The 13417-nt window shown below is 40.7% G+C and carries 12 protein-coding genes; 4 read left to right on the forward strand and 8 right to left on the reverse strand.

The genetic code is table 11. The annotated features are described in order from the left end of the window. Positions 1–10: 10 nt before the first annotated feature. The gene (locus tag MHH40_RS05665; protein ID WP_212046120.1) at positions 11–844 is read right to left on the reverse strand and encodes a C40 family peptidase; all 834 of its coding nucleotides are present in this window, start codon (positions 842–844) and stop codon (positions 11–13) included. 354 nt (positions 845–1198) lie between these two features. Between MHH40_RS05665 and MHH40_RS05670 the strand changes: the two genes are divergently transcribed. After that, positions 1199–2563 (forward strand): alkaline phosphatase, encoded by a 1365-nt coding sequence (locus MHH40_RS05670; RefSeq protein WP_340900748.1) that lies wholly within the window; start codon positions 1199–1201, stop codon positions 2561–2563. 46 nt (positions 2564–2609) lie between these two features. Here MHH40_RS05670 and MHH40_RS05675 read toward each other — a convergent pair whose 3' ends face one another. Continuing rightward, positions 2610–4034 carry a SpoVR family protein gene (locus MHH40_RS05675; protein ID WP_373466169.1) on the reverse strand — a complete coding sequence of 475 codons (1425 nt, stop codon included), beginning with the start codon at positions 4032–4034 and terminating at the stop codon, positions 2610–2612. A 67-nt stretch (positions 4035–4101) separates the two neighbouring features. Continuing rightward, complete coding sequence (locus MHH40_RS05680) at positions 4102–5301, reverse strand: globin domain-containing protein (protein ID WP_050945421.1); 1200 nt, start codon at positions 5299–5301, stop codon at positions 4102–4104. A 183-nt stretch (positions 5302–5484) separates the two neighbouring features. On the opposite strand from MHH40_RS05680, the gene MHH40_RS05685 reads away from it, so the two are divergent. Both MHH40_RS05685 and MHH40_RS05690 read left to right on the forward strand, forming a co-directional pair. Beyond that, complete coding sequence (locus tag MHH40_RS05685; protein ID WP_050945422.1) at positions 5485–5916, forward strand: Rrf2 family transcriptional regulator; 432 nt, start codon at positions 5485–5487, stop codon at positions 5914–5916. 159 nt (positions 5917–6075) lie between these two features. Continuing rightward, entirely contained in the window at positions 6076–7551 is a 1476-nt protein-coding gene (locus MHH40_RS05690) for a catalase (protein ID WP_050945423.1), read from the forward strand. A 238-nt stretch (positions 7552–7789) separates the two neighbouring features. On the opposite strand, the gene MHH40_RS05695 is transcribed toward MHH40_RS05690, so the two are convergent. Beyond that, a complete protein-coding gene (locus MHH40_RS05695; RefSeq protein ID WP_137054851.1) occupies positions 7790–8173 on the reverse strand; it encodes a YqzG/YhdC family protein in 384 nt (127 codons plus the stop codon). A gap of 128 nt (positions 8174–8301) precedes the next feature. Here MHH40_RS05695 and MHH40_RS05700 point away from each other — a divergent pair, with 128 nt between their 5' ends. Further along, positions 8302–8550: a YhdB family protein gene (locus tag MHH40_RS05700; protein WP_024426598.1), complete on the forward strand. Its 249-nt coding sequence runs from the start codon at positions 8302–8304 to the stop codon at positions 8548–8550. A gap of 35 nt (positions 8551–8585) precedes the next feature. On the opposite strand, the gene MHH40_RS05705 is transcribed toward MHH40_RS05700, so the two are convergent. The 4 genes from MHH40_RS05705 to MHH40_RS05720 all read right to left on the reverse strand — a co-directional run bounded on the left by MHH40_RS05705 (position 8586) and on the right by MHH40_RS05720 (position 13412). After that, positions 8586–9470, reverse strand: coding sequence for a GNAT family N-acetyltransferase (locus tag MHH40_RS05705; protein ID WP_050945425.1), 885 nt, complete (start codon positions 9468–9470; stop codon positions 8586–8588). Between the two features lie 252 nt (positions 9471–9722). Next, positions 9723–10373, reverse strand: a complete 651-nt coding sequence (locus MHH40_RS05710; RefSeq protein WP_321999229.1) for a response regulator transcription factor — start codon at positions 10371–10373, stop codon at positions 9723–9725. Next, positions 10370–11515, reverse strand: a complete 1146-nt coding sequence (locus MHH40_RS05715; protein WP_050945426.1) for a GAF domain-containing sensor histidine kinase — start codon at positions 11513–11515, stop codon at positions 10370–10372. Before MHH40_RS05715 ends, MHH40_RS05710 begins: the two co-directional genes overlap by 4 nt. A gap of 151 nt (positions 11516–11666) precedes the next feature. Continuing rightward, entirely contained in the window at positions 11667–13412 is a 1746-nt protein-coding gene (locus tag MHH40_RS05720) for a phospho-sugar mutase (RefSeq protein WP_340900750.1), read from the reverse strand. Positions 13413–13417 lie beyond the last annotated feature (5 nt).

Raw genomic sequence — 13417 nt, forward strand, 5'->3', positions numbered from 1 at the left:
TTAAAATAAATTAGTTTACAAAAGTTTTCGCTCCAAGGTAAATCGGCTTCCAGTAGCTTGAATTCATATCACTGATCGTCACACCATCGGAAGCAGCATGAATAAACTTGTTGTTCCCAATGTAGACACCCATGTGAGACGGACCCGATTTATATGTTGTAAAGAACACAAAATCTCCAACCTTTGGAGAAGATACGCTTTTCATTGATCCCCAAAAACCTTCAGTTGTTTGTCTCGAAATCTTTTTTTGTTTGTTAATGATATACCACATAAACCCGCTGCAATCAAAACCCTTTGGTGTCGTTCCACCCCATCTATATGGTGTGCCATTGTGCGCTTTAGCATCCGATACAAGCTTAGACGTGTTTAAAGAAGAAGCAGAAACTGTTTTTTCTTTAACAGGTGTTGTCTTCACTTTTTTAGACGACTTTTTGACCTTTAGCTTTTGCCCAATTTTGATCAGGTTTGTTTTGAGTTTATTTAACGATTTCAGCTCTTTTACAGTCATGCCGTACTTTTTGCCGATTTTAGATAATGTATCACCTTTCACAACTTTATGAGTGGCTGTGGCTGACGCCGCTTTTACTTTTGTTGTTGTTTTGGATGTTTTCATTGTTTTTTTTGCGGCAGTACCATTTACTTTTAACGTTTGTCCAACATAAATCGTGTTAGATTTCAGCTTATTGTCTGATTTAATCTTGCTCACGCTTGTCTTATATTTTTTCGCTAGAACAGAAAGAGAGTCACCTTTTTGAACTTTTACTGATTGTGCTGAGGCAGCTCCGGCAAATAATGTCGTCCCAAGTAAAACTGCACTTGCAGCTGTGATCAATTGTTTTTTCATTTGTTCCTCCTGTATGTATCTATCGAGATCCGAATTTTTATCTACTTACTATTATAAGGATCAAATACCAGAAGAAATAGTCTTGACTTCCTACGACATTATGCTTATTAATTCGGCAAAATTTATTTTTTTTTAGGGTTCTTTATATTTCATTTTCATTACACAATCATGACAAAATAAACGCATCTTGTCATGGATAAATGATACATTCATTTCTCTTTTTGGCTCATTCTATGTAAAGTGGGCCTTTACAATTTTAAAGGGAACTTTACGATCCTGTAAATGGGAATCCACAATTCTGCTCTACCATTGTAAACGTAAGAGCGATACATAAACATTGAGGAGGCAAAATGAATGAGTGTGTTGAAAAGCTCGAAAACGAAAATCGCTGCAGTGGCGGCAGCATCTGTGCTATCGATTGGCATTTTTTCAGGAATTGAATTTGGACAGGCTGACAAGGCAGAGGCTAAAAAGAAGCCAAAAAATGACGTACAAAATGTGATCGTGCTGATCGGGGATGGCATGGGAACACCGTATCTTTCAACTTACCGTTCATTTAAGCACAACGGAGACCTTTCAAAGCAAACAGCGTTTGACCCTTACCTTACTGGCATGCATAAAACATACCCTAACGACTCGAAAAGCAATATCACTGATTCTGCCGCAGCTGGTACAGCTATGGCAACTGGTAAAAAGACTTACAACAATGCGATCAGTGTAAACAAAAACGGCAAAAAATTAAAAACCGTTTTAGAAGAAGCCAAACGCAAAGGAAAATCGACGGGTCTTGTCGTGACCTCTGAATTAACAAATGCCACCCCTGCTGCGTATGCGGCTCACGATGTATCGAGAAAAAACACAGCAGCCATCGCTGATGATTTCTTCGATGAAAAAATCGGTAAACAGCATACAGTCGATGTCATGCTTGGCGGAGGTCTCGTCGATTTTGTCCGAAAGGATCGTGATTTAACGAAGGAATTTAAGCAAGCCGGATATGATTATGTCACCAATAAAGATGCCTTACAAAAAAACAAAAACCAAAAGGTGTTAGGCATTTTTGCTGATGGCGGTCTTGATAAAGCGATTGATCGTGATAAAAAGACCCCTTCCCTGCAAGACATGACATCCTCAGCCATTAAACAGCTGTCTAAAAACAAAAATGGATTTTTCCTTATGGTCGAAGGCAGTCAAATTGACTGGGCAGGACATGATCATGATATTGTGAGTGCCATGAGTGAAATGAAGGATTTTGAAAAAGCATTTGAAGAAGCGATTCGTTTTGCAAAAAAGGATAAAAATACGTTAGTCATCACCACTGCCGATCATTCAACTGGCGGACTTTCCTTTGGGGCAGACGGCTCAGGTAGCTGGGATTACAAACCGGTAAAAGCAGCGAAAAAGACCCCAGATTTTATCGCAAACAAAATCGTCAGTGGCATGCCTGTTGAATCAGCGCTGAAACAATATATCGATCTTGATTTCACAACAGAAGAAATGGCCTCTATTCAAAAGGCCGCTGAAACAAAGGATACTGTTAAAATTGATGATGCGATTGAAGAAGTGATGAACGTGAGATCACATACAGGCTGGACCACATCAGGTCATACGGGCGATGAAGTGCCATTCTTTGCGTATGGCCCAACAAGCCAAAAGCTAAAAGGTCTGATGGAAAACACCGATCAAGCAAAACACATTTTCAAGCTGCTGAAAAACCAATAAAACTGACAAAAAAGATGTCTACTAAGAGACATCTTTTTTTGTTTTTTTATGCGAGATATTTTCTATGAACTCCTTTTCCATCATACGAAAACATGACTTCTTTTCCTTCAAGAATGGATTCGATATGCACACTTCTTCCCCATAGCTGATGCAAATATGGGAGTACTTTTTCTAAGTATTTCAGATCTAGTTCAATGCCCTCATACCAATGTTTAATATAGAGTTCATTGTTTTTTAAATAGTCGCCATCCATCACGGTCAAATAAGGAAAGCCGCCATTGACCCTCATGCTGACTAGCTGATCACGAACAGCCTTCCATTCTTTATCGATGACTTTATAATCTCTCCCTTGTTTTTGAAACAAGTACAAATCTTCTCTCATCACAAGGTCTTTTGTTAAGTAATTTCGAATGAAGGAAATATCTGATTCAATCTCCCTTACTTCAAACATTTTGCTGCGGCCCGATCCTTCTGTCACCCCTGCTTTTTTTAATTCTTCACATGGGTTGTCATAGCGCTCTTCGATATCTTCAAAAATCTTCAAACCTAAATAGTAAGGATTGATGCCTGTTTTTGACGGTTGCACCACGCCAGCATTTAATTTGGCAAACTCAATCGATTCATTTGAATCCAAATCAAGCTCTCGCATTATCCGCTGATGCCAATACGATGCCCAGCCTTCATTCATAATCTTTGTTTCTAGCTGAGGCCAAAAATAGAGCATTTCCTCCCTCAGCATCGTGAGAACGTCGCGCTGCCACGGCTCTAACTCCCGGGAGTGCGCCTCAATAAAGAGTAAAATATCTTTTTCCGGCTTTGGCGGAAATGGCTTGGCGATTTTCTTTTTCTCACGTATTTTCGGCTCATCCATTCCCCACAAATCATCATACGGCGTCTGACGCTTTGGTTGGTCATCTTCATATTCTTCTTCATCGCCGATATTCCAGCTTAGTTTTGAACGAACAAGAGACGGATCAATATGCTCCTGAAGAGCCAATACGGCGTCTAAAAAGGATTCAACTTCTTTTGTTCCATGAAGATGCTCATATTCTTTGATCCGCTCTGCCGCAGCTGACATGCTTTCTACCATGTCTCGTTTTGTGTTTTGGAAACGGCAATTATTTTTGAAGAAATCACAGTGTGCCAGTACATGAGCCACAATTAATTTATTCTGAACAAGCGTGTTGTTATCAAGTAGAAAGGCGTAGCAAGGATTTGAATTGATGACCAGCTCATAAATTTTGCTTAATCCTAAATCATAATGAAGCTTCATTTTATGAAATTGTTTCCCGAAGCTCCAGTGGCTGAATCGTGTTGGCATTCCGTATGCACCGAACGTATAAATTATTTCCGCGGGACAGATTTCATACCTCATCGGATAAAAATCTAGACCAAATCCTTCTGCAATTTCTGTAATTTCATCAATGGCTCTTTGTAAAAGACGTTTTTCTGATACGCTCAAGGAAACCATCCCTCCTCATCGGACTTATCCCTACTATATGAGCGTATCTAAAAAAACATGATGTTCCGCCATTCGTTTAGACGACTTCCATTTCTTTTGTGGATTGCCCGCCGAATGACTCGAAATGTATATTCTGTTCTGGAATTCCCAGCTCTTTTAGTATATAAATCATCTCCTGTGTAAACACCGGGGATCCGCATAGATAAAATTGGCCTTTCCCTTCTCCAACCACTGATTGAAGAAATAGACGGTCAATGCGGGAAGCTGCCTTTTCAACAAGCTCACCCTTACCAGACTTCGCAAATTGTTCATTACATAACATGATGCGGCCATGCGGAGCTGATGCTAGAACGCTTTCAAATTCATTTTCAAAAGCGGTGACATCCTCTAATCGATCTGCATGAATCATTGTAAATGGATGGCTGTTTTGCGCTGCTGTTTTCAATAAACCGATCATTGGCGTGACTCCAGAACCAGCACTAATGAAATAAACAGGCTCTTTTGTGGCTTCTTGCAAGCAGAACATTCCCTGCGGCATACTCACTTGAAGAACGTCTCCTTCTTCCATTTCATCATGCAAAAATGTAGACACATGACCATCGCGCTTCACTGTGATGCGGTAATAAGATGGATGATGGTGATCTGATAAGCTGTATTGTCTGCTACACATATAAGCCTCACCTGGCATATCTGCCTGAACCGTAATATATTGACCTGCTTCAAACATTGGCAGCTCTGATTCATCTTCTGGTACTAAGTAAAAGGAGATCAGCGCTGGAGATTCCTGTACCTTTTTCTTTATCACAAACGGCTTCACATCTGCCCATCCACCTGGTTGCTTTACATTCACCTCCATCATTTCTCCTTCAATCGTGATAAAAATATTTGCAATGATGTCATATGCGGCCTTCCAAGCTAAAAGCGTGTCATCTTTTTCCGTTAAACCAAACACTTCTTTCATCGCTTCAATTAGGTAATATCCGACGATTGGATATTGCTCTTTTTTGACCATCACACTGACATGCTTATGGGCAATCTGTTTGACCGCAGGAAGTAATTCTTCTAATCGATCGATGTGCAGTGCAGCTTGGTATAGTGTCGCAGCAAGCGCCTCTGGCTGACTTCCGTTCATGAGGTTTGTTTGATTAAATTGATTGAGTAGCTCTGGATGCTGACGAATCATATTTTGATAAAAAACAGTCACAAGGTTGGTTCCCTCGCCTTTTAATAGAGGGGCTGATTGTTTAATAGCATTCATTTGATCTATAGATAACATCGTCATTCCTTCTTTCAAAAGATGTATTTTAAATACATCTTTATCGTAGCGGATGACAGCTTATAAAAGCAATATTTATAATACATGTTTTAAATGTTGACACATTTAACACTTTCTCGAACAGTTTTTGTCTAAAATGTGTTACGATGATACAAAACTCTATCAGGTTTAGAGGTCGTCAAAATGAAACTAACGAATTATACAGATTTCTCATTAAGAGTACTCATTTATTTAGCATCAAGAGAGAACAATGAACTGTCAAATATTCAGCAGATCGCCGATGTTTATGGCATCTCTAAAAATCATCTGACAAAGGTGATTTATCATCTTGGAAAACGCGGCTATGTTGAAACGATCCGTGGAAGAAATGGCGGAATTAGGCTTGGGAAAAGCCCAGAAAGCATTAACATTGGAGAGGTTGTCCGTTATACAGAGGATGATTTAGTCATGGTTGAATGCTTTGATCCAAGGAAAAACAGCTGTATCATTTCCCCGATTTGTTCATTAAAGCATGTACTTCATGAAGCACTTACTGCTTACTTGCGCGTTCTTGACCAATACACATTAAAAGACTTAACTCAAAACAAAGATGCTCTTAGAGAGCTCCTCCTTTAGGCGAAAGAATTCTATTCTTTCGTCTTTTTCTTTACCTTCTTGTAATAATAATTAATTTAAAATTATTATAAATAGATATTGACTATCATGTTTGATTCAATATAATTAGGGTATATAGATTGCTAGAAACCATTTTTTTGTTTACAGGAGGAGAAAAGAATGACAAATTCAAATCATAAAAATTTGACAACGAACCAAGGCGTACCTGTTGGCGATAACCAAAACTCAAGAACAGCTGGTCACCGCGGACCTACATTTCTTGATGATTACCATTTGATTGAAAAACTTGCACACTTCGATCGTGAACGTATTCCAGAGCGTGTTGTTCATGCGAGAGGCGCCGGCGCTTATGGTGTGTTTGAAGTTGAAAATAGTATGGAGAAACATACAAAAGCAGCCTTCTTAAGTGAAGAAGGAAAACAGACAGATGTTTTTGTTCGCTTCTCAACAGTTATTCATCCTAAAGGTTCACCTGAAACATTGCGTGATCCGCGCGGCTTTGCTGTCAAATTTTACACAGAAGAAGGCAACTATGATCTAGTTGGTAACAACTTGCCGATCTTCTTTATACGTGATGCATTGAAATTCCCTGATATGGTTCACTCTCTCAAGCCAGATCCTGTAACCAATATCCAAGATCCTGACCGTTATTGGGATTTTATGACCTTAACTCCTGAATCCACTCATATGCTCACATGGCTCTTCTCTGATGAAGGAATCCCTGCGAGCTACGCTGAAATGCGCGGTTCTGGTGTGCATACATTTAGATGGGTCAACAAATATGGTGAAACAAAATATGTGAAATATCACTGGAGACCTTCAGAAGGTATTCGTAATTTATCTATGGAAGAAGCAGCAGAAACCCAAGCGAATGATTTCCAGCATGCGACAAGAGATTTATATGACCGCATTGAAAATGGCAACTATCCAGCATGGGATTTATATGTCCAGTTGATGCCGCTTAGCGATTATGATGATCTTGATTATGATCCATGTGATCCAACAAAGACATGGAGCGAAGAAGATTACCCGCTTCAAAAAGTAGGACGCATGACACTGAACCGCAATCCTGAGAACTTCTTTGCTGAAACAGAGCAAGCTGCTTTCACACCAAGTGCACTTGTTCCAGGAATTGAAGCATCTGAAGATAAATTGCTTCAAGGTCGTCTGTTCTCTTATCCAGATACGCAGCGTCATCGTCTTGGTGCCAACTATATGCGCATTCCGGTGAACTGTCCTTATGCACCTGTACACAATAATCAGCAGGATGGCTTTATGACAACGACTCGTCCAAGCGGTCATATTAACTATGAACCAAACCGTTACGATGATCAGCCAAAAGAAAATCCTCACTACAAAGAAAGTGAACAAGTTCTTCACGGTGATCGTATGGTGAGACAAAAAATTGAAAAACCAAACGATTTCAAACAAGCTGGGGAAAAATATCGAAGCTACTCAGAAGAAGAGAAACAAGCATTGATCAAAAACCTAACAGCTGACCTGAAAGACGTAAATGACAAAACAAAATTACTTGCGATCTGCAACTTCTATCGTGCAGATGAAGATTACGGACAACGATTAGCCGATTCACTTGGCGTGGATATCCGCTCATACCTTCAAGGAAGCATGAAATAATTGATCCGGAAAGGGCACCTCTAATAAAGAGGTGCTCAGATTGTAGACAAAGGGCTAAAATGATTTTTATTTTAGCCCTTTGTCTTCTTTTCAGCGTGATAGAAAACCTTTGCAGTCTAGGAAGGGCGAGCACCGGAGCGGAGCGAATTTGACATTCGTGAGCACCGAAGCGCAGACCTGACAAAGAATGCGAGGGTTTGTCTACACGCTGGGCACCTCTAATAAAGAGGTGCTTTTTTTATAACCGGAATACGTTAATACTAATCAAATGACCGGTCACCGGGTGAAAATAGATTTCTGCATGCGCAGCAAAAAGCGTTGAGCCTTCCTTCACGGTGACGCGAAAAACATCCTTTGTCTGATCTTCATTTACTTGTGTACGCCCGATATATTGATAATCGTTTAAAACGGCGCCTTCATATTCCTCTTGCAACGCTGTGTACGCAAGTCTTTCCCAATTTTCAACAGGCTGCGTCGCTGCATTTGTTGCAGGATGGATCATGAAACTGCCAAACAAAACCATTCCCGCTGCAAAAGGCACCCACCATTTCGGCTGCATGATATCATTGATCTCACTTTCATGTATATTTTGTTTATGTTGTGCTGATCGATCCATTTTCATACATGAAGCATTTATTCAGCCTATAATTCCCGGTACACGATTGATGCGGACACCAACTTTTCCCCTGAAAATGTCGATATGTTCCGAGCAAACTAATGAGGACTTCTCAAGGGAAAGGAGAAGGTTTGATGAATGTGGCGGATTATGATAAAGCACTTTATTATACGCATCGCTCGCAATGGGATAATTTACTTATTCTTATGGTACGTACGCAAGATGACTTGCTCTCGAAACGTATTGAGCATTTCTTACACGCGTATCAATTTAACCGGAACGATGCTGATGTTGAAAAATGTTTATATGGGCTCCTGCAGTACATTGACCATGCTTCAGAGGCCGCTGCTTCTGAAGTTTATTCACAACCGATGTACACATAAAGAAAAAGGCTGATTATCAGCCTTTTTACATACATTTAGCAGTGCGCAGTGATTGGAAGCATAAAGTGGCCTTTTACCCAATCTTGTTTTGTATAAACAAACAGCGCATCCTCGTCATTTGGTGCCTTCACCGAGTGTAAGCCGTCAATTGACGTATCAGGTGTAAAATAGAACATCACTTTTTCCGTCGTTTCATTCACAATATGTGCAACAACTTCCTCTATATTTTGTGGCTCGAGAGAAATGATATCAAAGACATGTATGGTTTCATTTTCTTCATTCATCAGAACAATCGTATCCAACGCTTCAATATAGAAAAGGGCATCCGGCCAAACCAATGTAAAATAAAACATCAATAAGCTGCCATGATGCTTAGCGTCTAATTTCTTTGAGCCCGTTTGGCGTTTTTCTGCGAACTGTTCAAGTAATGGCAGGTCATGTTCCAATGTCAGCTGCTTGAGACGCATGTCCTTTTTTATATGAATGGCGCTTTTGCTGATATCTAGACTAAACTCACTTTCGTGGTACCGTGTAAAGCCGAATTTTGGATAAAAATCCAGTACAGTTTCATTGGCAAAAAGAAAAATCAAATCACAATCATGTTCGTACGTATCCATAATATGCTCCATTAACTTTGTCGCTAATCCTTTATGGCGATAGGCTTGATCCGTCATCACCGTGCCAATTTGAACAGCTCGATACGTTTTTCCATCAATGATCAGTGACATGAGGTAAACGGAAGCGTTTGAGATCACTTTCCCGTGATGGACAAAGGAATAAGGAATATATTTTTTATCCCAATACCCTCTTTTGTACCAGTCACTAAAATCCAAATCAAATGTATTGATCGCTAGCTTATTAAAGCTTTCTTTCAATTTTTCATTATGGCGATAATCACTCACTAATTCATATGTCTCCATGCTCATTTCCTCCTTTTATCATTTCACCTTTAGTCAGCCGGTTTATTACCTCCTTCAAAATAAAAAAAAGACTTGATGAGCATATACTCATCAAGTCTTTTATCGTTTTACTCATAGAAATTAGACTGAACATGCTTCTCTTTTCACGCAAAAGGGCACGTCAAATAAACCAACAACCGTGCTCTTTTTATTCAATTCATTGAACTGAATGTGCGCTTAAAAGTTTTAGCATAACGACTAAATTCCCTTCTGTTATAGCAGCTCTTTAGGCTGACTTTTTTGATAATCCACTGCATATAGAGCCGCTTGGGTACGGTCTGCCAGCTCTAGTTTTGATAATACATGAGATACGTGCGTTTTGACAGTTTTTTCAGAAATAAACAAGGATGAGGCAATTTCTTTATTGCTTTTCCCCTTTGCAATTTCGAATAAGACATCTCGCTCTCTATTGGTCAGCTCTTTTATTAACTCCCATTTTTGCTCTTTTGGCTCAGTCAAATGCTGCACAAGAAAATTGGTGATATGACCATCTAATTGATAGGTGCCCTTTTGTACGTCAATCATTGTCGTAAGAAGTTTTTCTGGCGCTACATCCTTGAGCTGATAGGCTTTTGCCCCTGCTTGAATGGCGGGAATAACATAATCTTTATCCGCATAGCTTGTCAGGATCACAATGCGGGTATCAGGCATTTCCAGCGTCATTTGTTTCGTTGCCTCAATGCCATTCATTACAGGCATCGATAAATCCATGAGAACGATGTCAGGTCGCGTTTGTCTGACAATTTCTAATGCTTCTTCTCCATTAGAAGCCTCACCAACAATTTCGACGTCAGGCTGTGTCTGCAGGAAAAACACAAGCCCTTTTCTCACAATATGATGATCATCTGCAATGACAACTCTCATGACGACCCCTTCCTTTCTTGAGAAAATGGCACCTTCACTTGAATAGTGGTCCCTTTACCGAGCTCAGACTCTATACAAAATGTTCCACCAGCTCTTTTGATACGGTCAGACATCCCTTTCAGACCAAGTGAAGGGAGGCTCATTTGCTCGTCATACTGAAACCCTTTACCGTGGTCGATGATTTTCATCTCAAACGTGTCTTTTGATTGTTCCAGCTGGACTTTAACGTCCTCTACTTCCGCATGTTTTTGACAATTATTCAGCGCTTCCTGGCATACCCGAAACAACGTTTCATGCTGAGTATGATCCATCTCCATACAACCTGATAACGATAATGTACAGCGTAATCCTAAAAGCTTTGCATACTCTTGAATCCCTGTTGTGAATCCTTTTTCAAGTCCTCTTGGCCTTAGCTGCCAAATGAGTGACCGCATTTCAACCAGTGCATCTTGTGACAAATGCTGAATAAAATCAATCATTTCCCCTAGATTCTGATCGTTTGTCATTTGACGGGCGGCTTTAGCAGTCAGGCTGACTGAAAATAGCATTTGGTTAACGGAATCATGTAAGTCCTGTGCAAGCCGGTTTCTTTCTTCCAAAAGAGCATGCTGATGTTCGTTTTGCACAAGCTTCATCCGTTGAATGGCGGTACCAATTTGAAGCGCAATGCTTTCAAGCAAGTTCAATTCTTCTTGCGTAAATGTGACTTTTCCTTTTGCCGCCACATTCAATAACCCGAACGTACGCTTACATGCTTTAAGGGGAACCGTCGCATGATGTGTAATTCCTTCAGTGTCCCCAAGCTGCTTTTTAACCGCCGTTTCGATGCGTTTACAATTCATAATGTTTGTGGCTGATTGGAGTGAGCCCTTTGTGTATCGATTGATGCAATAGCAATCGTTTTGACACATGAGCTGCTTTTGATGCTTTGCCAGCGCTTCTGGTAAGGAGACCTCTGCCATCAGTTCGTACGAGCCGTCTTTTTCTATAAAATAAATCCATGCGGAATGAAAGCCTGTGACATCCATCAGCATATGGAGCACTTCATGAAGCGTATCTTTTATTTCCAAGCCTTCATTTAGCTTTTCAGCAATTTCTTTTAGCGTTTTTAATGTTTCAACCTTCTCTTGATATTCTCCCATACTGTTTACCCCCGGCATTTGCTGCCTTCTCTTTTCATTACGCTCATTATATCATGAGCATTCTGCCGGTTCTTTCGCTAAAAGGATGATTTTTTCTCATCCTTTTGATGGAGAAAAAGCCATCATGTATTCACACAATGGCCTTGTTTGTTTATTTAGCTGTTTCTTCCACAATTTCATAAACGACTTTCATCACTTCTTCTGACAAATGCTTCAGCTTTTCTTCGCTATCTGTTAACGATGTACCTTTGACAGCAATATAAAATTTCACTTTAGGCTCAGTTCCGGAAGGTCTTAAGCAGAACCACGAACCATCCTCAAGGAAATATTTCAGCACGTTTGATGCTGGAAGGTGAATGGTTTCTTCTTTCTTTTCGGCAATCAGATATCTTTGACTTGATTGGTAATCCTCGATGACAGTGATGCGCTGACCCGCGATAGCAGCTGGCGGATTTGTTCTAAAGGTATGAAGGATCGCTGAAATTTGCTCTGCTCCTTCTTTTCCTTTTAAGGTTAACGACTTTAACCCTTCTCGGTAAAATCCAAACTCCTTGAAAATATCAACTAGCGCATCGTACAAGGACTTGCCTTGTTTTTTATAGAAAGCAGCGACTTCGACAGCTAACAGCGCTGCTTGCACCGCATCTTTATCTCGAGCAAAGTCACCGATCAAATAGCCATAGCTTTCTTCGTACCCGAATTGAAACGTGTATTCTCCGCTCTCTTCGAATTGCTTGATTTTTTCACCGATAAATTTAAAACCAGTAAGCGTGTCAATCGTATGGGCACCAAATGCTGAAGCAACAGCACGCCCAAGCTCACTTGTGACAATCGTTTTCATCACAACGGGACGAGGCGGCAGCTGACCAAGCTTTTGTTTTTCAGACAATAAATAATGGAGCAATAGAGCTCCTGTTTGGTTGCCTGTTAAGACGGTAAACTCTCCATCTTGATCTCTGACCGCAATACCTAGCCTATCCGCATCTGGGTCTGTTGCAATGAGGATATCGGCATTCTGCTTTTCGCCAAGCTTGATCGCATACTCAAATGCTGCATGCTCCTCTGGATTTGGCGATGACACTGTTGAAAATTGTGGATCTGGTCTTTCCTGTTCAGGTACAACGGTTACATGCTGATAGCCTAAAGCTTGAAGCCCTTTTCGGACAGGCTCGTTGGCCGTACCATGAAGCGGTGTGAAAACGACTTTGACATCGACCTCATCTGCCAGCTCAGGGTGCACACTGATGGTTTTTAATTTTTCAATATAAGCATGATCGATTTCTGCTCCGATCATGTTGATCAGCCCTTGTTGTTTTAACGTTTCTTCTGAATCAACTGAAATCGACAGTTCATTTTCTATTGCATCTACTTCTTGAATGACTTGATCTGCTTGAAGTGGCGGCAGCTGTCCGCCGTCTTCTCCATATACTTTATAGCCATTATATTCTGGTGGATTATGACTTGCTGTTACGACAATCCCAGCAAATGAATTCAGCTCTCGAACAGCAAAGGAAAGCTCCGGTGTTGGACGCAGTTCGTCAAACACGTATGTTTGGATGCCCTGCGAGGCAAGTGTTTTGGCTGCTTCCATCGCAAATTCAGGCGATTTATGGCGTGAATCATATGCAATGGCGACGCCTCTTCTTTTTGCATCCTCTCCATGTTTCGCAATATACGCAGCAAGACCTGCAGATGCTTTACGAACCGTGTACACATTTATTCGGTTCGTACCAGCACCAATCTCCCCGCGCATTCCTCCAGTACCGAACTCAAGGTTTTTGTAGAAACAGTCTTCAAGTGCTTGTTGATTATCTTGATGTGCCTCCAGCCATTCCCTTAGCTCAGTATCCAGGTGCTTCTCATTGATCCATCGCTCATAATTCGTCTTCCAACTCATGGTCG

The sequence above is a fragment of the Bacillus sp. FSL K6-2431 genome, from assembly GCF_038005165.1.
GTDB classification, from domain to species: domain Bacteria; phylum Bacillota; class Bacilli; order Bacillales; family Bacillaceae; genus Bacillus; species Bacillus pumilus.

Excerpts from the sequence above, each read along its gene's own strand:
- MHH40_RS05695 (WP_137054851.1), bottom strand. The coding sequence starts at position 8,173 with ATGAAAATGGATCGATCAGCACAACATAAACAAAATATACATGAAAGT.
- MHH40_RS05705 (WP_050945425.1), bottom strand. The coding sequence starts at position 9,470 with ATGGAGACATATGAATTAGTGAGTGATTATCGCCATAATGAAAAATTG.
- MHH40_RS05685 (WP_050945422.1), top strand. The coding sequence starts at position 5,485 with ATGAAACTAACGAATTATACAGATTTCTCATTAAGAGTACTCATTTAT.
- MHH40_RS05700 (WP_024426598.1), top strand. The coding sequence starts at position 8,302 with ATGAATGTGGCGGATTATGATAAAGCACTTTATTATACGCATCGCTCG.
- MHH40_RS05710 (WP_321999229.1), bottom strand. The coding sequence starts at position 10,373 with ATGAGAGTTGTCATTGCAGATGATCATCATATTGTGAGAAAAGGGCTT.
- MHH40_RS05715 (WP_050945426.1), bottom strand. The coding sequence starts at position 11,515 with ATGGGAGAATATCAAGAGAAGGTTGAAACATTAAAAACGCTAAAAGAA.
- MHH40_RS05670 (WP_340900748.1), top strand. The coding sequence starts at position 1,199 with ATGAGTGTGTTGAAAAGCTCGAAAACGAAAATCGCTGCAGTGGCGGCA.
- MHH40_RS05675 (WP_373466169.1), bottom strand. The coding sequence starts at position 4,034 with ATGGTTTCCTTGAGCGTATCAGAAAAACGTCTTTTACAAAGAGCCATT.
- MHH40_RS05690 (WP_050945423.1), top strand. The coding sequence starts at position 6,076 with ATGACAAATTCAAATCATAAAAATTTGACAACGAACCAAGGCGTACCT.
- MHH40_RS05680 (WP_050945421.1), bottom strand. The coding sequence starts at position 5,301 with ATGTTATCTATAGATCAAATGAATGCTATTAAACAATCAGCCCCTCTA.
- MHH40_RS05720 (WP_340900750.1), bottom strand. The coding sequence starts at position 13,412 with ATGAGTTGGAAGACGAATTATGAGCGATGGATCAATGAGAAGCACCTG.
- MHH40_RS05665 (WP_212046120.1), bottom strand. The coding sequence starts at position 844 with ATGAAAAAACAATTGATCACAGCTGCAAGTGCAGTTTTACTTGGGACG.